The sequence below is a fragment of the Shewanella colwelliana ATCC 39565 genome (assembly GCF_000518705.1).
Lineage (GTDB): Bacteria > Pseudomonadota > Gammaproteobacteria > Enterobacterales > Shewanellaceae > Shewanella > Shewanella colwelliana.
Genome location: NZ_JAEC01000012.1, coordinates 131783 through 153679 on the forward strand (window position 1 = coordinate 131783; position 21897 = coordinate 153679).

Genomic DNA, 21897 nt, shown 5'->3' on the forward strand with positions numbered 1-21897 from the left:
TGTAGTTCAAGAAGTAGCCAACCATAGGCTAGACTTACCAAGTCGTCGTGTAATTAAAGGTTTACACGCTTTGAATATCGCGATAATTGTCAGAGTGTTTTGAGAAGCGATTGAGATCATTATAAAAAAGCAGATTAATGGGGCGTTGTGTGCAAAATAATAAAATGAGTTTGACCGATACATTAGGCTTAGGTTTTATGACCTTTGCTTTTTTCTTAGGGGCAGGAAACCTAATTTTCCCACCGCTAGCAGGATATCTTGCGGGTGAGAACATGACGCTTGCGATGATAGGATTCCTCGTGACGGCGGTGACACTCCCGCTAATTACCTTGATTGCGGTGGCAAAAGCCAACGGTAAAGTGATGGGGCTACTGCCTGCATTTGCTGCCACTGCACTGGCGATTGCTATCTATATTATCATTGGTCCCGCTTTCGCTGCGCCACGCGCTGGCCTTGTCGCCTATGAAATGGGTTATAAGCCATTTATCGCAGATAGCAGTGCAACCTTCGAGTTTGCAGGCATAGTACTCAATAGCTCTCAACTCCTGTATACCACTATCTTCTTTGGTATCGCGATGTTGTTGTCTCTATTTCCAGGTAAATTGCTCGACAGTGTGGGCAAAGTGCTTACACCGATAATGCTTCTATTACTAATGGGACTGGCTGGCGCTGTCATCGTGTTACCCGGTGCTGAGGTGAGTCAAGCTGTTGGTGATTATCAGTCTAATCCGCTGACTAAGGGCATTTTAGAAGGTTACAACACCATGGATACCTTGGTGTCGCTAATCTTTGGTATGTTGATCATCGACATCTTACGCAAAAAAGGGATTGATGCGCCTAAGGAGCAAACCAAATATTTAGTCCGCGCAGCCTTTATTGCGGCTGGCGGTTTGGCATTTGTTTATATTTCTCTGTTTTATCTTGGTGCGACAGCCGGTGATTTAGCGGTAGGTGCTGACAATGGCGGTATCATCTTAACCAACTATGTTAATCATCAGTTTGGCGGCTTAGGTCAAGTGCTACTGGCAGCCGTGGTGACCTTAGCGTGTTTAACGACTGTGGTCGGTTTGGTGTCGGCCTGTGCTGAGTATTTCAATGAGCTGATGCCGAAGCTGTCTTATCGTTTGCTTGTGGTCGTGATGAGCATTACTTGTGCAACTGTGGCCAATGTTGGCCTAGCACAATTGATTAGTATCAGTATTCCTGTATTGGTCACCATCTATCCTGTGGCGATTGCATTGGTTGCCGTGACCTATCTTACTGAGCGTTTCAACCAGCCTGAATTTGCTCATCGTGCGGTATTAAGTGTTGCCTTGTTCTTCGGTATTATCGACGGCCTTAAAGCTGCGGGTGTTGATATGAGCATCTTTAACTTTATGCCATTGCACAACGAAGGCATGGCGTGGCTACTGCCAACTGGTGTGACGATATTATTGTGCTTGATGAGCAAGCGCTCAGCCAAACCTGAAGCCGTGCTTAATTGAACTCTATGATTGCGATAGCGTAAGATAACGGTGTTGGCTATATGGCTAATACCCAGCAGTATAAAGGTGTGATTGCTCAGTAAGAGCTTAGCGCTTGTGAGGCACGGCCCTTAATTGCTCCTGCATTAAGGGCCTTCACTTTACTCATGTTGATTGCAATGAGCGAAGAGCATACTTGTTTCTCGGGGCAAACTCGTTAACACGGCATCGGATGTGCTAAAAACGTCTTTAAGGCGCTTTTTTCCTGTCGACTACTGCGTTGAATGGCTTCTCAAGGGAGCAAGTATTTCATCATCTATCCACCTTAAATTCGTTGTTAATGAACACGCTAAGTCGATCACTTTCTTATACTGATTAGTATAAAATCGTTTTTTAAGGAGTTTGCGTGACCGCATCCATAAATCGCTATCAGCAAGATCCATTGATTGAAGCTTTTCTTGATGACCTTTGGTCCAGCAAGGGGCTTAGCGATAATACTTTGCAGGCTTATCGTAGCGATCTGTGCATATTTGATAAGTTTGTTCAGGCTAAACAACTGGCCCTGCTGGATGTTGACCAGATATTAGTGCGTGACTATCTGAGCCAACGCTTTGAAAAGGGCTTTGAGAAAAGCAGCAGTGCAAGGTTGGTAAGCAGTTTACGGCGCTTCTATCGATACCTGGTAGTGCAAAAACGTATTGAGTTAGATCCGCTAGCAATGATCAAGCCCCCCAAACTGGCACGTAAGCTACCAGACTCCTTAAGTGAGGCCGATGTTGATCGGTTGCTCAATGAACCTAATGCCGAGGATCCGTTAGAGTGTCGCGATCGAGCCATGCTAGAACTGCTTTATGCCAGTGGATTACGCGTGTCTGAACTGGTTGGCTTGACTATGGAACAGATGAGCTTGCGACAAGGATTAGTGCGGATCGTCGGTAAGGGTAGTAAAGAGCGCTTAGTGCCATTGGGCGAACTCGCCGTGCAGGAGATTGAGCACTATCTAGCGGGAGCGCGTGCTGAACTTCTTAAGGGCAAAGTGAGTGACGTGGTGTTTCCATCTAAGCGCGGCACCATGATGACACGGCAAACATTTTGGCATCGAATAAAGCATTATGCGTTACGAGCGGGTATCGCTGTGCATCTTTCACCTCACACATTACGTCATGCTTTTGCTACCCACCTTCTTAATCATGGCGCAGATCTGCGTGTGGTACAGCTACTATTAGGCCACAGTGATTTATCGACCACCCAAATATACACCCATGTAGCCAAGGCGAGATTGGCTAAATTGCATCAAGATCACCATCCAAGGGGTTAAAAAACCGAATAATTTGCTTTCAAAGCGATGTCCATGTAACTTTTCAGCCCTTAGTCGGGTCTTATAAACATGACCTCGTTTGGTTTAATGGTTGTAGTCCAAATACAGTACAGGAATTCTAATGAACTTTACCCGAGCCCTTACCTTGCTATGCACGCTTGTTGCAGCGCCATTTGTGCTAGCTGCATCAAATAGTGCCGTTGATAATAGTGCCCAACTTAAACAAAAATTGTCTGAGACATTAAGTGTAGAAGTGCAAAGCCTTACCCCATCACCAGTGCCTGGGCTATATGAAGCCATTACAGATCGCGGTGTGCTTTATATCTCACAAGATGGTTCTAAGTTGTTCCATGGTAATTTATATGATCTAGATAAAGGCATGAAAAACTTAACCGAGGCTGCGTTGGCTGGCCCTCGTATTGAGATGATTAAGCCTTTTGAGAAGAATATGTTGGTCTATAAGGCTAAAGATGAGAAACATGTCGTTACCGTGTTTACTGACATCACCTGTGGCTACTGCCGTAAACTGCATAACGAGATGGCCGAGTATAACGATTTAGGCATCACAGTGCGTTATTTAGCGTTCCCACGCCAAGGTGTGCCGTCTAAAAATGCTAACGAGATGGAAGCGGTATGGTGTGCTGCCGACCCACTGCAAGCAATGGATGATGCAAAAGGTGGTAAAAGTGTGCCGCTGGCCAAGTGTGATGCAAAAATTGCTCAGCAGTACAGCTTAGGGCAAACACTCGGTGTAAATGGTACGCCAGCTATCATCTTAGAAGATGGCACCATGATCCCAGGCTATCAGCCGCCAGCACAGCTTTTACAAGTGTTAGAGCGCAACTAATAGCCGTGATTGCTATTGAGTTAAGAGGTGAGCCAAGGCTCACCTTTTTTGTGTCTGTTCAATGGTGATGTGCAACAAAACTCAATGCGGTTACTGTGTTATTCACTGAGCTTTGTTATGCTAGCTGACCATGTATGCTTAGGTTATTGATGTTGTGATCCATAAGATAGTTCGCCGTCCGGCAGTAGATGATAGTCACCTTCCTGCACACCTCTCTCCAATATTAAAACAGGTGTATGCGAGTCGAGGTTGTAGTGATACAGATTGCGAGTTGGCGCTTGCTAACTTGTTGCGCCCCAATACCATGAAGGATGTTGATGTTGCCGCAGCGATTGTTGCAGATGCTATTGCTGCCAACCGAGCTATCTTAATCATGGGGGATTTCGATGCCGATGGGGCCACATCGACCAGTGTTTGTTTGCTTGCTCTGCGGATGATGGGCGCACAAAAGGTGGACTACCTTATCCCTAATCGTTTTGATTATGGCTATGGTCTAAGTCCTGAAATTGTCGATGTGGCTCACCAAAAAGGTGCCGAGCTGTTGATCACCGTCGATAATGGTATTTCATCGATTGAAGGTGTCGCGGCGGCAAAAGCCCGTGGCATGACAGTGGTGATCACCGACCATCACCTGCCAGGTCAAACCGTGCCAGCGGCAGATGCCATTGTTAATCCCAATCAGGTGGGTTGTAGCTTTGCCAGTAAAGCCATTGCTGGTGTTGGGGTCGCTTTCTATTTGATGTCGGCTCTCAGAGCTGAACTAAGGCAACGCAACTGGTACCAGCAACAGGGTATTGCTGAGCCTAACCTCGCCAGCTTATTAGATATTGTCGCACTGGGCACTGTGGCCGATGTGGTGTCTCTCGATACCAATAATCGCATCTTAGTTGATGCGGGGCTTAAGCGAGTGCGTGCTGGTCGTTGTCGTCCGGGTATCACTGCGCTGCTAGAAGTGGCTAAACGTAACACGGCACGGATTGTTGCCTCTGACTTTGGCTTTGCGGTGGGACCACGCCTCAACGCCGCAGGCCGACTAGACGAGATGGCCCTAGGGGTCGAAACCTTGTTGTGTGATGACATCATGCACGCACGGCGCATGGCCAGCGAGCTGGATGGTTTAAACGCAGAACGACGCGACTTAGAAGCCGACATGCAGCAAGAAGCGCTAAAAAGCCTCGAAGCGTTAGCACTGGATGAGTCAGACTTACCTTGGGGAATCGCACTTTATCAAAGCGATTGGCATCAGGGGGTGATAGGCATTCTCGCTTCACGAATCAAAGATAAATATCATCGCCCAGTTATTGCCTTTGCAGAAGCAAGTGAAGGGGAGATAAAAGGCTCTGCACGCTCTATTAAGGGGTTGCATATGCGCGACCTACTGGAGCTTATCAATGCCAAACACCCTGGGATGATCATCAAGTTTGGTGGACATGCCATGGCAGCGGGACTGTCGTTAAGAGCGGGGGAGTTTAACCGCTTCGCTGCGGCGTATGATGAAGCCGTCCGAAATCTGTTGGCGCCCGAGCAGCTAACGGGTGAGATAGTGAGTGATGGAGCGTTATTGCCCCATCAGCTGAACATGGATATTGCCCGAGAATTACGCAATGCAGGTCCATGGGGGCAAAATTTCGCCGAGCCACTGTTTGATGGTTACTTTCGCGTAGTACAGCAACGGATTGTGGGTGAGCGTCATCTCAAACTGGTACTGGAAAGCGAGTGTGGCCAAACCATGGTGGACGCCATCGCCTTTAATGTCGACCTGAAAACTTGGCCCGATGCTACGATTCAATTTGCCCATGTAGCATATAAGCTCGATATTAATGAGTACCGAGGGAATGAAAGCCTGCAATTGATGGTGGAGCAGATAGAACCTCGATGAGCGACGGCGGGGTAGCATCTGGCTTACTGGTTAGGTTTGTTTGCCGGTCTAACCTTCATGGCTACTTATAAATAGCCTGCGGGGGTGATGTATCTACCAATATCGTGATCACATAAACAGTGATATTGCCGATATCATGCTGACATTTACCATATCGCTATGGGTTAGATGTTAATCAAGGATTGAATGGGTAAGCACTCTTGTAGCTCGGTCAGTGAAGCGTAGCTTAGTGCGTACGAGCGAGAGGCATGGATGCCGAGGTAAAGATCACATGGAGATGCAGGTAACGTGTCAGAGTGGCTTGCTGTAAGCAATTTATAACCATAAAGGCTAAAGTGACCGTTGGCTAGCGATGTGTGAGCACTCATAGCCCTTGTAACAAAAAGGTTTTACCTTAATACCTCCGTTAACACTCGTTGCCAATTGCCTCCCATGATCTTGCTGCGATCTCCACTGCTAAAACCGGCGGCTGATAACGCGCTATCGATTCGCTCCATGCGATCGATATGATTTAGCTCAGGGATAATTACATGCTGCGGTTCACTGTCAAAGCCCAATACACCGCGTGCGCGTAGACTGTGCCACCATTCGATATACTGCTTAACACCTTCGGCATTATTATTCTCGAGCTTTAATAGATTTTCATGGCCGCGTAGGGGGTAGTCGTTGGCAATAGCAACAGCGTCGATACCGCCGATATTGGCCACATGCTTAAGGTGCGCTATATAGTGCTCTGTGGTCGGGATTTTATCGTTAGTGAGCCAGAAGGTCATCATAAATACGCCAAACAAACCGCCAGTGTCGCCGATGGCTTTAATTACCTCATCGGGCGAGCAGCGGGCGTGGTTAACGATGGCGCGCACGGCACCATGGCTCTGTACTATCGGCATCTTGCTCGCTCTAGCTGTCTCGAGGGCCGATTGAGGGCTAGAGTGACTGACATCAATTAACATCTTTTTCTGATTCAGCTTTTCTATCAGTTGTTGGCCTGCTGGCGTTAACGGAAGGTTCAGTCCCTGTGTACCGTCATTATCCAGTGCGCCGCCGCTGAATTTATTACCATAGTGATGGGTAAGTTGCAGTACGCGCAAACCACGGTCATAAAACTCATCGACCTGGGCTAAACCTGAATTTATGCTTTGCTCAACGCAGTCAGCGCCTTGAATTTGAAAAAATACCGCCGTTCGCTGACTATCCTGTGCGCGCTGAATATCTTGACCACTTTTACCGAGTAACAGTTTGTCTGGGTTGGCATTCACTCGGGTCAATGCTTCGCTTATGCTCTGGACACAGGCGTTATAGGTGCGTTTATAGTTGGTGGTACCATCGGGCTGCTTAATGGCTTCAATGGCCGAGATATCACAAAGGTATGCATCGAGTTTGGAGCCGCTGAGATCGGCGAGATCATCGGGTAGAAAAGAGAGACCGTCGATGTAAAGTGGTTGGCTGCTCAGTTGTGCCCAACTCGTGAGAGGCGCTAACTGAGTCAGTAGGCCGCCAGCTGCCAAGGCTTTAAGTAGATGACGTCGTTGAGATTGTACGGCCATGTAGCGCTCCTAGATTGTTATTATTATCGCGGCAAGTTCACAGAGATATGCAGCAGATATTAACATCAAAAAAGAGTCCGTGGCGCAAACATCTGCACCCAGTGCAGTCTCATCTCAGTCTGCGCTGGGTGTTGTGTTGCTTTTAGGCTATATGCGCTGCAATCGCCTTGCCGACAGCGCTGGCGCTCGCTGGGTTTTGCCCGGTGATAACGCGGTTGTCTTCGATGACAAATTCGTTCCAAGGTTGCACCTTATTATAACGTGCAGCTGTGCGAGTTAACGCTTCTTCAAGCAGGAATGGAATATTATCAATGGTGCCGTAGTCCACTTCTTCTTCGCGGGTAAATCCGGTAACCGATTTATCGGCAATCAGCTTCTGACCATTACTAAGCGTGATAGGCAGTAGGCCTGCAGGTCCATGACAAACGGCACCAATGACGCCGCCGGCTTCATAATGGCTCGCACTTAACTGTGCGACAAACTCATTGCTGGCTAAGTCTGACAGTAAGCCAAACCCACCTGGATAATAAATAGCGGCATAATCCTGAATATTGATTTGGGTGGCAGGGATGGTGTTGTTTACCCGAGTTTGGAATACTTCATTGGCTAAGATCTCACTATTGATGGTGTCACCTTCAATATCGGTTCCATAAAGTGGTGCCTTGCCGCCCTGAATTGATACTAGGTCATAGTCCAGGCCTGCATCAAGTAACTGATGCAGTGCATGGGTGAGTTCTGGAGCAAACGTGCCATTAGCTTCATCAGTGGTTCCGAGTGTCGCGTGGTTAGTCAGTAGGATAAGAACTTTTTTCATTGGTCTGTGCTCATTTGTTGAAAGTGCGCTCATTGTAATTGTTGCTAATAGATATGATAATTAGCGAAATATGCAAATTACTATTGTTATATGGCAATAATGGGTGTCGATATGGACAGTTTTGAGGGAATAGTGGAGTTTATTGCCGTGGCGGAAACCCATGGTTTTTCGGCGGCTGCACGTCAACTGGGTCACTCAACCAGCCATGTTAGCCGGCAAATTGCTCGCTTAGAAACCCGTTTAGGTTGCGCCTTGTTTGCTCGCACCACCCGCAGTGTCAGTTTGACGCAAGCAGGGCAGCGTTATTATCAACAGTGCAAAAATCTGTTGGTAGGGTTGCAGCAAGCCAATGAGCAGGTGATTAATCAACAATTGGAATTGAGTGGTACGCTGCGTGTCAGTGCCGCAGGGGCATTTGCTGAGCAGTATATTGCTCCCGTGTTGATAGAATTTGCCAGTCAACACCCTGAGCTGACTATCGACATGGATTTTAATAGCCGTATGGTGAATTTTGTTGAGGACGGTATCGATTTCGCCATTCGTTTTGGTGCGTTACAAGACTCAGGGTTAGTGGCTCGTAAATTAGCCAACCGCAATATGATGGCGGTGGCCAGTCCTGACTATCTTCAGCAGTATGGGCTGCCAAATCATCCTCGGGACCTCAAACACCATAGCTGTATTATCTCTAACAAGGATCATTGGTTGTTTCATGATGCTGACAGCGCAAGTGAACCTGAACGGGAGATCAACGTAAAGGTGCAGGGCCGCTGGCGTAGCAACAATGTCCCGGCAGTTATTGCTGCCTGTGAGCAGCATTTAGGCATTGGTTATCTACCCAAAAGTAGTTTTATCAATGCATTAGCTAAAGGTTCTGTTGTGCCTATTTTGCAGCCCTATTGGAGCAGCGGTTTAACCAGCTGGATTGTTTACCAAAACCGTCGCTTCTTACCCATGCGTGCCCGGCTAGCTATCGATCACTTACTGACGCACTTTGCCGATTGGCAGGAGTAGGCAAAAGTGATGAGCGCTAGCTTATACCAATCAGTATAAAGCTGTGATCGCTCAGCGAGAATTTAGCGCTTATGAGGCAAGGCCCTTAATTGCTCCTTGGCTCTAGCATCCTCGAAAACCGTTCCATGCGTTACCCAACCTCCTAAACCCCTTTAGTCGTGCTTCGCCCTATCTCCATATCGTCGTGCATTAAGGGCATTCACAACATCCCTGTTGAATGGCCTCACAAGGGAGCAATCATTCTGTCGCCCATTTGCCTTGAATTAGTTGTCAAAAACACGCTGAGTCAATCACTTTCTGATGCTGATTGGTATTACCATGGCATGCCAAAACAGATTGAAGCTGGCCTCTTTATGGTCATCTAACTGCCACTTATCTGGATGGTCGATAAAATAACGGGTGGCGGCAAGATATTGGCCATGACAGTTGTCTTGCATCAAACCAATTGGATAGTTGGCCAAGATACCTTGTTGTTGACCTTGTTCAATTAAGTTAGCAATAAAGCCCAATATGGTATTCATTGCTTGAGCTCGAACGGGTTGCTCTATGGTCGGCGACATAGAGTAGAGCTGAAAGAACTCCTGCTTAAGGGGATGGGCAATCGCCCAGTCGAGTGCAGAAAACCACAGTGTTTTGGCGTCTTGCTTTAAATTACCGCTCTGATTCGCTGCACCAACAATCGCGTTAGCAAACTCCTGCTTTACGGCCAAGAAAAGGTGATCCATTAAGGCATCTTTAGAGGCAAAATGGTGGAACAATGTACCTGTGGCAACCCCAGCTTCCCTCGCGATGGAGGCCGTGGTTGTGGCATGAAATCCCTGTGCGACAAATAGCGATAACGCTGTGTCTAATATGGCTTGTTTTTTATCGGATTTACTCATCTTGTAGCCTGCTTTTCAGTAACTATTATCGCCCTAACGCAGTGTTGTGCGAGGGCGAACTTTGCTATCAGCGTCTTAACGTAAGAATAGTTTCATCAGCAGTTGTTGAACCGCGCTGCCATAGGGAGGGTGGACTAACTTACCAGTATTGAGCTTACCACGGCTAAGGACGGTTTTGGCGTGGCTCATGGTCAGGAACCCCTCTTTACCATGGTAATGGCCCATGCCAGAGGGACCTATCCCACCAAAGGGCGCATCATCGGCGGCTACGTGGAATACCGTCTCATTAATACACACTCCGCCAGAGTGGGTGTGCGCTAAAATATGTTGTTGTGTTTGCTCACTAAAGCTCATGATATATAGCGCAAGTGGACGAGGACGGTCATTAATGAAATCAATGGCGTTATCGACCGTTTCATATTCGATGATCGGTAGCAGCGGACCAAAAATCTCGTCTTGCATCAGTGTCATCTCATCGCTGACTTGAGTGATGAGCTGGGTGGGAATTTTGCGCTGTGCAGTGTCGATAGCTTCGCCGTTGGCAGAAGTAATTTGCGCGCCTTTGGCTTTTGCATCATCAATGACTGCAATGAGTCGATCAAACTGACGTTGATTAATGATAGCGCCATAATCCTCGTTATTGCTTATTTGGCCATACATCGCATTGAATTTGCGTTCAAATGCTTCTTTAAACTGTTCAGTTTTACCTTGTGGCACTAACACATAGTCGGGTGCGACACAGATCTGACCCGCATTTAAGCATTTACCATAGATCATTCGCTCAACGGCTTCATCGAGAGGCATATCTGGCGCAACAATCACTGGCGACTTTCCGCCTAGCTCTAAGGTTACGGGGGTCAGGTTTGCCGCGGCAGCACGCATTACATGGCGGCCCACAGTGGTTGACCCAGTAAATAACAGATGATCGAAGGCAAGCGATGAAAAGGCCGCGGCGACATCAGCTTCACCTTCAACTACCGCCACAACGGTTTCGTCAAATAGTGCGCTAAGCATCTGCTTGAGTACTGCATTGGTATGTGGAGTGAACTCAGACAGCTTTAACATCGCACGATTACCTGCGGCAATGGCGGTAATGAGTGGACCAATTGAGAGCATTACCGGGAAATTCCACGGCACAATAATGCCGACGACGCCCACTGGCTGGTACTGCACCGACACTTTGGCTGGCGCAAGCAGGATGCCCGCATGACGGCGGCTAGGCTTCATCCAACCCTTTAGGTGTTTAAGGCTGTAATTGATGTTGTTGATGCAAGGCATGATGTCTGAAATCCGGCTGTCATCTTTAGAACGATGACCATAATCTTTACTCAATGCATCGATAATAGCCTCTTGGTTATCCAGTAGTGCCGACTTGAGCGCTGATAACTGCTGTTTCCGTTCATCTAATGTTGGGGCGGGTTGACGTCTATAGCTGGCCTTCTGTTTGGCTAAGATAAGGTTTAGCTGTTCAGATGGGTTGATTTCAAGTGGCATATTCATCACACCTTTCCTTTATTAAATTAATGGCAAACAGTTGCCAAAATAGTTGTTTTATTCATTGGCCGTTATAGATGCTATTGCAGTAACTGAATAAACCGACTGATTAGTCGGTCTAATGTTAGTGCATTTATCTGTCTAGGTCAAATAATCGCCTAACTGCCCACGTAATGTGATGGTGATCACGTTTTGTTGGCGGTAGAAAACTACACTTAAAGGAGATAGATATAGACGATATTTCATCGGCAAAAGGAGATTGATATGAGTGACGTCATTCATGGTATTTCTATCGGAATCGAGCGTAATGGTGATGATTTTTATCTTGCTTTTAAAGCGGTCGGCAGCTTGTCTCACGCAGACTACCAACGTATGACCCCATTGCTTGAGTCCGCCCTAATCGGTATTCGCGAACCCGAGGTATTTGTGTTGGCGGATATTACCGAGCTCGAAGGTATCTCACTACATGCCGCTTGGGATGATCTCAAGCTGGGGATCAAGCATGGCAAGGAGTTCAAAAAAGTGGCCATTGTCGGTCGAGGTGGCTTGCAGCAATGGATGACACGTGTTGCCGATTGGTTCACCCCTGGTGAGTTTAAGTTTTTTGAAGATAGGTTGCAGGCGCTCGATTGGTTGACCTAGTTGGATGCTGTCAGCAATACGGCTAGGTTAAACGAACAGCGCAAAGGCCATAAACGGTTTAATTGATGGGAAATTGATCCCTAAGGAGTGAGTGATGAGAACTGGTCCAATACTATGTCCCACAGACTTTTCTGAAACAGCCTCTCATGCTTTGCGATATGCCATTGAGATGGCCAATTTGTATCAGGTTGGTTTTCGACTACTGCATGTGGTGGAGCAGCCGCTAGGTGATGAGAATTTTCAGATTTTAGCTATAACTCCTGATGAACTTGCTAAGTCCATGGAGGATGCCGCAGCAGACAGAATGCGGTCTTTATTAGCTGGATTAGACAGCGAGTTGACTATTGAAACTATGATCCGACGAGGCGATGCAGTGACAGAGATCTTAGCGGAGGCGGAGGAGAGTCATGTCGGTATGATTGTCATTGCTAGCCATGGCCGCACTGGGTTGTCGCATTTTTTACACACCAATGTCGCCGAAGCGGTGGCGAATAAAGCTGCATGCCCAGTACTGGTCGTGAAGTAGCCTTAACGCTTAGTCACCAGCGAGGCGTAATAGTTTTTTAAGGAGGTATGTTATGCGTACTCGTCAAATTCTATGTCCGACCGATTTCTCTGAAACGGCCAGTCACGCGCTCACTTATGCTGTCGATATGGCTAAATTATATGGTGTCGATTTAAGAGTGGTGCATGTGGTGAGCGAACCTTATGGTGCGCACAATTACGGCATAACGGTCGAAAGTAATGAGGAGCTTGAGCAACACCTTCATGCCTACGCTAATGGTAAGTTAGCCGAGGTTGTGCGCCAAGCACAGGCATTGATGCCTGTGCAGTTGTCGGTGAAAAGTGAGGTCAGATCGGGTGCCGTATTAGGGCAGCTATTACTCGATAGCGAGCAAAACGATGTCGGTATGATTGTTATTGCCAGTCACGGCCACACGGGCCTTTCTCATCTGCTTAACCCCAGTGTTGCAGAGGAGTTAGCTAATAAGGCAAAGTGCCCCGTTATGGTAGTGAAGTAGCGGGAAAGTACCCATTGTACCTGACTCATACTTGTGGCTGTAAAACTGGCTAACGTAGGTTATCTGCAGGTATCACGATAAAGCTGATCAGCGAGCGATTGTAATACCTCTGATGTGGGGTGGCTGTGTGCGAATGTTCGCAAACCATATATGCCCATGACAAAGTAACGTGCCAAATGGGCACTATCTCTGTGCTTGTCTATCTGCTGGTTGTCAATCGCTCGTTGGAACTTCTGTGCCAGCGCTAATTGCCAGTTCTCTAAGTGCTGATTGATGATAGTGCGCACTTCTTCATCTTGCTCCGCCAGCTCATTAAGGGCTTTGGTTAATAAACAGGCTTTCGATGCGTCACAGCTTAAACATTGCTGCACAATATGGTCTAGATAACGCTTTAACTGTTCGATAGTGGGGCTGTCATCGACAAAAAATGCTTCAAATTCGGCACTGCGGTTGGCGCGATACTGATCGAGCGCGGCTAGCAGCAACCCGCGTTTGTTGTCAAAAGCGCAATAGATAGAACCTGGGTGTAAACCTGTCGCTTTAGTGAGATCTTGCATGCTGGTCTTGGCATAACCTTTGGTCATGAAGGCTGTCATGGCTTGGGTTAATACTTTTTCTCGATCAAACTCGGCGTTACGCATTGGCACTTCTGTTGGCTAGTAGGATGAAATCACATTGTACTCAAAGTTGAATGATTGTTCAAAAAAGATCTTGAATGAGCATTCAAGTAAGGGTATCTTGAACGGATATTCAAGAAAGAGAGATTGCTATGACTGCTAACTTATTTCAACCTTATCAACTAAACAGTACGATCACGTTGAACAATAAGATCTTAATGGCGCCGCTGACGCGTTGTATGGCTGATGATGAATTAGTGCCGACTCAAATGATGGCCGACTATTATGCGCGTAGAGCGGCGGCCGGATTAATTATCTCTGAGGCGGTGATCATTCGCCCTGATGGTCAAGGTTATCCCAATACTCCTGGTTTATTTACCCCAGCGCAGATAGATGGCTGGCGCATGGTGACGGATGCTGTACATCGAGCTGGAGGCAAAATTTTTGCTCAGTTGTGGCATACCGGTCGTGTGGCTCACTCCTCGTTTTTTGGCGGCCAGATCATCGGGCCATCGGCTGTAGCGATAGAAGGTAGCGTGCCACGGCAGCGCGAGCTCACCTATGAAGTGCCAAAAGCGGTGAGCCATGAAGAGATTGAGCAACTGATCAACGACTATTCGCAAGCGGCAGCCAATGCGATAGATGCAGGTTTTGATGGGGTAGAGATCCACGGAGCTAATGCTTACCTTATCGATCAGTTCTTGCATCATGATAGTAATCGTCGCACCGATGAGTATGGTGAAACGCCGCAAAACATGGCACGTTTCCCTCTGGCAGTGGTTGACGCCATCTGCGAGCGTATTGGTAACGAGCGCACCGCCTTGCGGGTATCGCCGGGCGCCTATGTCAATATGAAGGGCGATAGCCGTGACCGCCAAGTGTTTGATTATTTCCTCAAGCAACTGGAGTCTCGCGACTTGGCCTATCTGCATATTGGTATTTTTGATGATAGCGTACAGTTTGACTATTTAGCGGGCAGTGCCTCAAGCTACACCCGAGCGCATTACAGCAAAACCTTAGTTGGCGTAGGCAGTTATAGCGCTAAAACGGGGGCGGCAGCGCTTTCTGAAAACAAGTTTGATTTATTAGCAATAGGCCGACCGTTTATTGCCAATCCCGATTATGTTGAGCGGGTACGTGATGATCAGCCCTTAGTAGAGTACTCAGATGCCATGTTAGGTGAGCTTATCTAGTCAGCATTAATCATTATTAGTATCAGAAAACCAGCGGCACACTCTTGCGCTGGTTTTTTTTATGGGGAGTAATAACTGAGTTCGGCTAAGATATTAGGGCGAGCCGCGTCAGAGGTAATGACGTTTAGAGATGCTGTATTCATACCCACTAAGCCTTGCATTCACTCGTCATGGCGTAAAATCCCCAACCTTCACGCTAAGTCCAAAATGAAGAGAGCCAATACAAAGCTCGTAGTCGTTGCGTAAATCTGCTTTAATCATGATCAAAAAATTAACATAGGTAGATATTATCGCCGCCCAAAGGCTTTAAGATGGCTATCGCACATGTTAGGGGAAGTAGCTATCACCATTCCATTATGGTCTTGACGACTGAGCTGTGATAATCCTCGAATTTTTAGACGAACCACCTTGGGAGTATTAATTATGAAGTGTCATATTATCAGTGGGTTAACCCTGCTGGTAACTATCTGTTGTGTATTTTTGTCGACGTCATTGTTAGCCCATGGTGTAGATGAGAATACGCAAGCCTTCCTGTCCGGAAATCAAGGCGTGTCGATCTTACCTTTCGTCTATATTGGCGCAAAGCATATGGTGACAGGTTATGACCACCTGCTCTTTTTAGTGGGGGTGATTTTCTTCCTGTTTAGAGGCAAGGATATTGTTATCTACGTTAGCTTATTTACCTTGGGACACAGCATCACCTTGCTATTTGGGGTGTTGAACGATGTGCAAGTTAACGCTTACCTTATTGATGCAATTATCGGCTTATCTATTGTCTATAAAGGGTTTGATAACCTTGGTGGTTTTCGGCGACTGTTTGGGCGTCAACCCAATACGCAAATGGCGGTAGCAATATTTGGCTTGTTTCATGGCTTTGGCCTTGCGACTAAAATTCAGGAGTTTCAGCTGCCGAGGGAGGGGTTGGTGAGCAATATTTTGGCCTTCAATTTAGGGGTTGAGATTGGTCAGTTTTTAGCGCTTGGGGTGATATTCCTCCTGATCAGCTTCTGGCGTCAACATCGCAGTTATCTGACATTTTCCCTAGCAGCTAACACCCTGTTAATGAGCAGTGGTTTGATGTTAGCGGGCTATCAATTAACGGGTTATTTTCAATAACTACGCCGTAATAAGGAATTTTATATGACACTATCGAATGCGCACCAACATATTCCTGTGCACAGTAATAAGACACTCATCAAAGCCAGTGTGACAGCTACCGTAATGGCGGTAATCATACTAGTGCTAATTATTTTACCTGCAGAATACAAGGTCGACCCCACAGGTTTTGGCAAGGCTGCTGGCTTGACACAGTTAGCTGACTTAAGTGAAGCCGAGTTGGAAGTCGCAGAGCCAGTTGAATCTAACGTTGTGAAAACTCAACCGCAAGAGAAAACGGTGCCACTCGCTGAACAACCAGTAGAATCGAGATTGGGTTTTGCCCCTCCTGCGGCTCATTTACTTACGGTTGAACAGATTAAAGCCGCCCGTCAAACCCCTGGCGTGAGAAGCGATACCATTGATATCGTTATTCCCGCAGGTAAAGGGCTTGAGTACAAGTTGCTTATCGATGCCTATGTGCATCTTGAATACGAGTGGCGTACAGATGGGCAGCCTCTCTATTTTGATTTTCATGGCGAACCACAAGGTGACCAGAGTGGCTATTATGAGAGCTTTGCCATCACCACGGCGACTGAGATGAAAGGTTCTTTAACAGCGCCATTTACCGGATCGCATGGCTGGTATTGGAAAAACAAGAGTGGTACGCCTGTCACAGTAACATTAATCACCAAAGGGGATTATCGGATCAAAGGTTAGCGCGGTAGTTTGAACTAACCTAAACCATGTTGCTTGGGTTAGTTCATTCTGGTTAAAGTGTTAGCGTGTGACCCCGCTTGGCCTATGATATTTTCCTAAATACTCGCTGCCAAGCTGCTGCTATTAGGGGCTAAAAGCTTGAGCCTGGCAGCGCCAAAAACGCTTCCTCTTCAGGGGTGGATTGCCGGCCTAATATCTTATTTCTATGGGGGTAACGGCCAAACTGGTCGATAATTTTCTTGTGTCTTTGCTCAAATTCTAAGTTACCAATTGCCGCTTCACGACTAAACAATACAAGTGAAATCTCATGAATATAGGCTGACTCACTGTGCATATAGGGCATATAAAGAAAGGGCACTTGAGTGGGTTTTAGCTCACTGTCGGCACCAGCAGCCACGGCTTCTTGGGCCAACGCGAGTGCCATGGAATCAGCGGTAAAGGCATCTGGCTGATCGCGATAGATATTGCGGCTAAATTGATCTAAGACGATGATTTCAGCTAAACGACCGCGAGGAGTGGTGCGCCAGTGATGCAGTTCGCCCTGTTTGGCTTGGTTAAGTAGGGCTGAAAATCTTTCGGTAATGGTGGCATCGAAGTTGGCATCTTTTAGCCACCATGATTTGGGTTCTATCTCTTCAAACCAAAAGTGAAGCACATCGTCTGGGGTACAGTTCATCTTGCTCTCCTAAATCCAATTATGATGATCTTGCTGGGTTAATTGAAGCGCTGTTTCTGCGATTTGTCTTGCATCTTTCAATGGTATGTAGGGAATATGTTGCTCGCCGCTTGCTAGGCCAAGTGTGAGTGTCGCAAGTTGCCTTTTACGTTGTCCTGGTGTTTGGGTAATGCAGACATGCTGAACTTTTTTAAGTGACACCAGTTGCCAGCTTTGACCCAATACGCCCGTATGGATCCAGCAATTATCCGCTTGAAGTAGGTAGCCCCATTGTCGGTATCTTGCATAGATCAAAGCCGTCACGACAGCGGCAATGAACAATAAGGTCTCGGTAAAGGGGTTGATGCCAATAAATAGCGTATTGAGCAGTGCGATGAGAGGGGCGAGCCAAGCCCGTCGCCAAAACCAGCCGATATGAATGCCTCGGTAGTGTGTGGGTAAGACAGTGGCCGTGGCAGCAAGGCCATTGAGCTTTGGCATGAGTTCATCTATTTGCTGGCGCTTCATGCTAGGTATCAACATATGGCGCTTGGCCATCTGCTCAACTTCATTACCTTTAACTTGTTTAAAGTTGATGGTCCATAACTGCAATAGCCTGCCTATCACGGGCTGACTAAACTCAATTAACTGCACGCGCGATAAAGCCAAACTGTCATTTTGTTTTGCCAATAAGCCACCGCTGCGGTGGATAGTATCGTGGCGGCGAGCCAGTTGATAAGGATGGTATTTTAGGATCGCAGAGGCGATAGAGATGAGCGATAGCAGCAAGTAGAGGGTGACTAATAGCGCCAGCGCAAAGACCACTTGGGTGATGATATTGACCGCAATGGTGGTTTCATACCATTGCCATATCGTTTGCTTTATCTGGCTCTGTTCTAATTGCTCCCAATCCAGTTGCCCTAGAATTGAGCCAGAGATCACCGAAAACCAAAACAGGTTGTTTTGATATAGACCAAACAGTATAAGGTCTTTAACGCTTTTGGTTACCAAGGTGGTGGTGATACCGCGCACAGGTTGATCTGCCTGCGTCGCTGCCTCACTGCTAGCTGAATTGGCCTGTTCCTGTTGAGAAAACAGGGCTCGTTTTAGCTGCATCGCTTGACGGTAGTTGACCGCGGCCAACACAGCCTCATCTTTTTTGGAACCCGCGGTTTCAACCACAAGGCTGTAGAGTCCCATGGGGCGAAAATAGAGGGGTTGAACCAAGCGTACGTTTTGAATTTTATTCAGTGGGATCTGATGATTCTTTTTAAAAATCAGCCCCTGGCGAATGCCTAATTTATCCTCTTGTAAGCGATAGCGATACTTAGCCCATTGCAGCGACGAAAAGCTAAATACCGCAATAACTGTGGCTGCCAAGACGACAATCACCCAAGGGGAGTTAAACCCTTGCTGCCATCCGGTGTAGACAACAGGGATCAAGGCATAGCCATTGTTCAATATCAACTTTATGGTGCCTAAGCTGAAACTGATGATTGACCACGGTGATAGTGCAGCCCACTGCTCGAAGCGTTTACTCATGAGGGCGTTCCACAATGGTTGACACAGCGGCTTGGTCGACAAGGGGATCAAGCTGGGTTGTCGCAGTTTTTGGGCCCCCTTGGTTTAATGCCGCTTTGGCCAGTAGATGCTGGCGCAGGGATTCAGCGGTATCGCTTTGTATGCCCGGTAAGGTGATTTCGGCACTACCACTGCCCGCACTAAAGCATTTAAGCGTATGTTGGTTAAAGTGTCGCTCTAATGGTCCTTGAGATAAACTGACATGTTGCAGTCTAGTGTAGGGCAATGAGATCCTTTTATGCCACAGCAGCCCTTTTTCCATAATAATTTCATGTTCGCATACCGCGTAAGCGATGGTTTTTGCATAGCGTATGCGGCCAAAGCTGATAATGAGGGCCAAGAGTAATAATCCGGTGACCAGGGAGATCAGTGCAAGGGCGGGTAGACTAATTAAAAAACCGAATACCGTCGGCGCAATTAATAATGGTATAAACACCAGGTTTTCTAGCTGCACTTGTTTGATATAGCTTGGTTCAACGGGTGTGAGTGCGACCTGGTCAAAACTGAGCCAAGCCGCTTCAGCAAGTGGGACTCTGTTTGGGGCGTTTTCAGTTGTTGGGGTCGTGTTTACTGGATCCATGTCTCGTCCTGTGTGTGTGCATCATACCAATCACCTGATAACAAACCTCAGATAATGAAGGCAAATTGGTACAAGCTTCCGTTCTTGAAATAGACTATATCAGTATCTCGTTCATCAACTCTAGTGGTTGAGTGGCTTTGAATAAATAGTACGTAGACTATTTGACAACAATTTTTAATTTATCTGTTATGTTACAAGCCTATGCAGATAGATAAATGGGGGAGCTTGAGTGAGCGAAGATATCTCTAAACAGAAAAAAGCATTTTTGCGTAAGTTGTACCTCGCACACCTTATCGACAATGAGCGTCATAACCTATTGTCCTTGCATCAGCAAACAGGAATGCCTCGTCGCACCTTACAAGATGCCATTGCTACATTGTCTGATTTGGGCATAGAGTGCCATTTTTTGGTCGATGGAGTCCGCAACAATGCTGGCTATTATCAGATAAAAACCTGGGGACCGATTAGCGGACCTTGGGTATCGACTCATCTTGAACAGATCCAGAGACAATTGGAATAATGGCTGTTGAGTTTCCAGCGAGTGTTTGGCGAGAATCATTAGGGCAACCTTTGATGAGTCGGCCATCATTGGCTGGTGACCTTCAGGTCGATGTGGCGATTATTGGTGCTGGATATACAGGGTTATGGACCGCCTATTATCTGAAGCAGAAGTCTCCATCACTCAAGGTTGCAGTGCTTGAGGCCGATAGCGCCGGGTATGGCGCTTCAGGGCGTAATGGCGGCTGGCTAATGGGCAGTTTTGTGGGCGATAGCCACTATCTTGCTGGGTATCAGGGGGAGGCTTTTCAACAGATAAAGCAAGCTATTCAAAGCCCTATTACCGAAATTGAACAATTTCTTATTCGTCATGATGTTGATTGTGACTTTATCCATAGCGGAAATTATCAAGTCGCGGCGCGATACCCAGAGCAACTCGATAGCTTAACCTCTACCTTGGCGACTCTCTATCAGCAAGGCTTTGATGAGAGCGACTATCAATGGCTGCAAGGCTCAGCACTTGATGATGCGATTAAGTTACGTCGAGGGCAAGCAGCCATTTTTACGCCACATTGCGCCACCATTCACCCGTTAAAACTGGTTAGAGGGCTCGCCAAAGTCGTCGAGAACTTAGGGGTAACACTCTACGAGCAGACTCGAGTATCAACCTTTGGGAAAGGCATAGTACAAACGGCTCAAGGCCAAGTGAAGGCGGATATTATTGTGCCAGCCTTAGAGGGTTACCAAGGGCAAGTCAGTCAGTTAGGCAGATATACACTCCCTGTGCAGAGCTTATTAATCGCGACAGCACCGTTAAGCGATAGGCAATGGCAACATATCGGCCTAGAAAGCCGAGCCACCTACAGCGATGCGGCGAGGCAAGTGACTTACGGCCAACGAAGCAAAGATAATCGGATGATCTTCGGTGCCCGAGGTGGCTACCGTTTTGGCGGGCAGGTACAAACCGAGTTCAATCTTCAAAGCCCTGATTTCGCCTGGCGTGCCAAATTGATGCATGATCTTTTCCCCAGCCTTAAAACGGTGCCAATTACTCATGGCTGGGGCGGCACTTTAGCCATGGCGAGAAAGTTTGCCCCCCATGCCATCTTCGATAAGCGTAATGGTATCGCTCTTGCTGGTGGTTATGGCGGCGAGGGGGTGGGAGCGGCGAACTTATTTGGCAGAACTTTAAGCGACCTTATCCTTGAGCGTGATACGCCATTGAGTCGGATGCCTTGGGCGCATTTGAGTGAAATTAAACAAGTATTAACCCCTTGGGAACCTGAGCCATTTCGCTGGTTAACTTATCAATTAATTAATAAGGTCTTTAGCTGGGAGGAGCGCCTGTGCTTGCAATCGAACCCATCACGCCTGCAAAAGCGTATCGCGATCCAGTTAGCCCAGCGCCTAGATAGCTTGATGCACTAATTCGATGCACTAATTCGATGGACCAATTGGATGGAGTAAGTTCGATGAACTAGTTTAATGCGTTAGCTTTATGCCTTGGTTTGATGTTCTGGCTTTTGAGCTAGCGCATCAAAAGATAAGCGAAAAATCCAGCCCAACTGAGTAGCAGCAGTGCCCAAGGAAGCTTAGGGGGATTTCCGTTTGAGTCGACAATTTGAACCTCATCAGTTTGCTCTGAATCGCGATTTTTGGCTTTTATTTCTTGTTTGCGGGCTTTATCTTTCTCACGCGCCTTACTCTTTTGCTGTTTTTTGTATTCGGCGATCCCTTTCTCAATACCCAGTGCTATCAGCTTGGTTTGCTCTTTAGTCTGTCCGGGCTTTTGAGTGGCTTTAGCGACCTTCATTGCTTCATTCTTGGTTTCGTTGGAGATGCTTTTATTCATGAACCTTTGCTCTTTTTGTTGTCGGGTGAACTATATCATAAAGCGTCATCATAAAGTGGCGTGGACGAGTACTGGCCTTATCATTCAAATAGGTAACCCGAATAGAGGTGAGATAAACAAATATCATTTTATGGCGATATTTTTGGTACTCTTGTGGTTATTGACCTAGTAACCTTAGCCAAATATGA

At 47.1% G+C, this 21897-nt stretch carries 22 protein-coding genes; 13 read left to right on the top strand and 9 right to left on the bottom strand.

Features of this window, described 5'->3' with window-relative positions:
- Positions 1–137 precede the first annotated feature (137 nt).
- From brnQ to recJ, 4 genes are all read left to right on the top strand, one after another.
- Entirely contained in the window at positions 138–1484 is a 1347-nt protein-coding gene (brnQ, locus tag L876_RS0107225) for a branched-chain amino acid transport system II carrier protein (protein ID WP_028763187.1), read from the top strand.
- A gap of 385 nt (positions 1485–1869) precedes the next feature.
- Positions 1870–2781 (top strand): site-specific tyrosine recombinase XerD, encoded by a 912-nt coding sequence (gene xerD, locus L876_RS0107230; RefSeq protein ID WP_028763188.1) that lies wholly within the window; start codon positions 1870–1872, stop codon positions 2779–2781.
- A gap of 121 nt (positions 2782–2902) precedes the next feature.
- Positions 2903–3628 carry a bifunctional protein-disulfide isomerase/oxidoreductase DsbC gene (dsbC, locus tag L876_RS0107235; RefSeq protein WP_028763189.1) on the top strand — a complete coding sequence of 242 codons (726 nt, stop codon included), beginning with the start codon at positions 2903–2905 and terminating at the stop codon, positions 3626–3628.
- A 154-nt stretch (positions 3629–3782) separates the two neighbouring features.
- Entirely contained in the window at positions 3783–5507 is a 1725-nt protein-coding gene (recJ, locus tag L876_RS0107240; protein ID WP_028763190.1) for a single-stranded-DNA-specific exonuclease RecJ, read from the top strand.
- Positions 5508–5896: 389 nt separating this feature from the next.
- Here the strand turns inward: recJ and L876_RS0107245 are convergent, their stop codons facing one another.
- Both L876_RS0107245 and L876_RS0107250 read right to left on the bottom strand, forming a co-directional pair.
- On the bottom strand, positions 5897–7054 hold the full coding sequence (locus tag L876_RS0107245; RefSeq protein WP_028763191.1) for a membrane dipeptidase: 1158 nt from the start codon (positions 7052–7054) through the stop codon (positions 5897–5899).
- Positions 7055–7196: 142 nt separating this feature from the next.
- Positions 7197–7868 (bottom strand): type 1 glutamine amidotransferase domain-containing protein, encoded by a 672-nt coding sequence (locus L876_RS0107250; RefSeq protein WP_028763192.1) that lies wholly within the window; start codon positions 7866–7868, stop codon positions 7197–7199.
- A gap of 111 nt (positions 7869–7979) precedes the next feature.
- Between L876_RS0107250 and L876_RS0107255 the strand changes: the two genes are divergently transcribed.
- On the top strand, positions 7980–8879 hold the full coding sequence (locus tag L876_RS0107255) for a LysR family transcriptional regulator (RefSeq protein ID WP_028763193.1): 900 nt from the start codon (positions 7980–7982) through the stop codon (positions 8877–8879).
- A gap of 290 nt (positions 8880–9169) precedes the next feature.
- On the opposite strand, the gene L876_RS0107260 is transcribed toward L876_RS0107255, so the two are convergent.
- Both L876_RS0107260 and L876_RS0107265 read right to left on the bottom strand, forming a co-directional pair.
- Positions 9170–9760, bottom strand: coding sequence for a TetR/AcrR family transcriptional regulator (locus tag L876_RS0107260; protein WP_028763194.1), 591 nt, complete (start codon positions 9758–9760; stop codon positions 9170–9172).
- Between the two features lie 75 nt (positions 9761–9835).
- Positions 9836–11260 carry a coniferyl aldehyde dehydrogenase gene (locus tag L876_RS0107265; RefSeq protein WP_028763195.1) on the bottom strand — a complete coding sequence of 475 codons (1425 nt, stop codon included), beginning with the start codon at positions 11258–11260 and terminating at the stop codon, positions 9836–9838.
- Positions 11261–11518: 258 nt separating this feature from the next.
- Between L876_RS0107265 and L876_RS0107270 the strand changes: the two genes are divergently transcribed.
- From L876_RS0107270 to L876_RS0107280, 3 genes are all read left to right on the top strand, one after another.
- Positions 11519–11896 (top strand): SpoIIAA family protein, encoded by a 378-nt coding sequence (locus L876_RS0107270; protein WP_028763196.1) that lies wholly within the window; start codon positions 11519–11521, stop codon positions 11894–11896.
- Between the two features lie 94 nt (positions 11897–11990).
- Positions 11991–12422, top strand: a complete 432-nt coding sequence (locus L876_RS0107275) for a universal stress protein (protein WP_028763197.1) — start codon at positions 11991–11993, stop codon at positions 12420–12422.
- Between the two features lie 52 nt (positions 12423–12474).
- A complete protein-coding gene (locus tag L876_RS0107280; protein WP_028763198.1) occupies positions 12475–12918 on the top strand; it encodes a universal stress protein in 444 nt (147 codons plus the stop codon).
- 59 nt (positions 12919–12977) lie between these two features.
- Here the strand turns inward: L876_RS0107280 and L876_RS0107285 are convergent, their stop codons facing one another.
- A complete protein-coding gene (locus L876_RS0107285) occupies positions 12978–13559 on the bottom strand; it encodes a TetR/AcrR family transcriptional regulator (RefSeq protein ID WP_028763199.1) in 582 nt (193 codons plus the stop codon).
- Between the two features lie 128 nt (positions 13560–13687).
- On the opposite strand from L876_RS0107285, the gene L876_RS0107290 reads away from it, so the two are divergent.
- From L876_RS0107290 to L876_RS0107300, 3 genes are all read left to right on the top strand, one after another.
- A complete protein-coding gene (locus L876_RS0107290; protein ID WP_028763200.1) occupies positions 13688–14728 on the top strand; it encodes an alkene reductase in 1041 nt (346 codons plus the stop codon).
- A 423-nt stretch (positions 14729–15151) separates the two neighbouring features.
- Positions 15152–15844 (top strand): HupE/UreJ family protein, encoded by a 693-nt coding sequence (locus L876_RS0107295; protein WP_028763201.1) that lies wholly within the window; start codon positions 15152–15154, stop codon positions 15842–15844.
- Between the two features lie 24 nt (positions 15845–15868).
- On the top strand, positions 15869–16543 hold the full coding sequence (locus L876_RS0107300) for a hypothetical protein (protein WP_051413001.1): 675 nt from the start codon (positions 15869–15871) through the stop codon (positions 16541–16543).
- Positions 16544–16673: 130 nt separating this feature from the next.
- On the opposite strand, the gene L876_RS0107305 is transcribed toward L876_RS0107300, so the two are convergent.
- Genes L876_RS0107305 through L876_RS21315 form a run of 3 tightly spaced genes read right to left on the bottom strand, consistent with a single transcriptional unit; the run spans position 16674 to position 19359 of the window.
- The gene (locus L876_RS0107305; RefSeq protein WP_028763203.1) at positions 16674–17219 is read right to left on the bottom strand and encodes a DUF924 family protein; all 546 of its coding nucleotides are present in this window, start codon (positions 17217–17219) and stop codon (positions 16674–16676) included.
- Between the two features lie 9 nt (positions 17220–17228).
- On the bottom strand, positions 17229–18740 hold the full coding sequence (locus L876_RS0107310; protein WP_028763204.1) for a PH domain-containing protein: 1512 nt from the start codon (positions 18738–18740) through the stop codon (positions 17229–17231).
- Positions 18733–19359 (bottom strand): PH domain-containing protein, encoded by a 627-nt coding sequence (locus L876_RS21315; RefSeq protein WP_051413003.1) that lies wholly within the window; start codon positions 19357–19359, stop codon positions 18733–18735. Before L876_RS21315 ends, L876_RS0107310 begins: the two co-directional genes overlap by 8 nt.
- Before the next feature lie 229 nt (positions 19360–19588).
- Between L876_RS21315 and L876_RS0107320 the strand changes: the two genes are divergently transcribed.
- Positions 19589–19879, top strand: a complete 291-nt coding sequence (locus tag L876_RS0107320; protein WP_028763205.1) for a winged helix-turn-helix domain-containing protein — start codon at positions 19589–19591, stop codon at positions 19877–19879.
- 53 nt (positions 19880–19932) lie between these two features.
- Positions 19933–21285: an NAD(P)/FAD-dependent oxidoreductase gene (locus L876_RS0107325; RefSeq protein ID WP_211237645.1), complete on the top strand. Its 1353-nt coding sequence runs from the start codon at positions 19933–19935 to the stop codon at positions 21283–21285.
- A 100-nt stretch (positions 21286–21385) separates the two neighbouring features.
- On the opposite strand, the gene L876_RS0107330 is transcribed toward L876_RS0107325, so the two are convergent.
- Positions 21386–21709, bottom strand: coding sequence for a DUF2956 domain-containing protein (locus L876_RS0107330; RefSeq protein ID WP_028763207.1), 324 nt, complete (start codon positions 21707–21709; stop codon positions 21386–21388).
- Between the last annotated feature and the right edge of the window lie 188 nt (positions 21710–21897).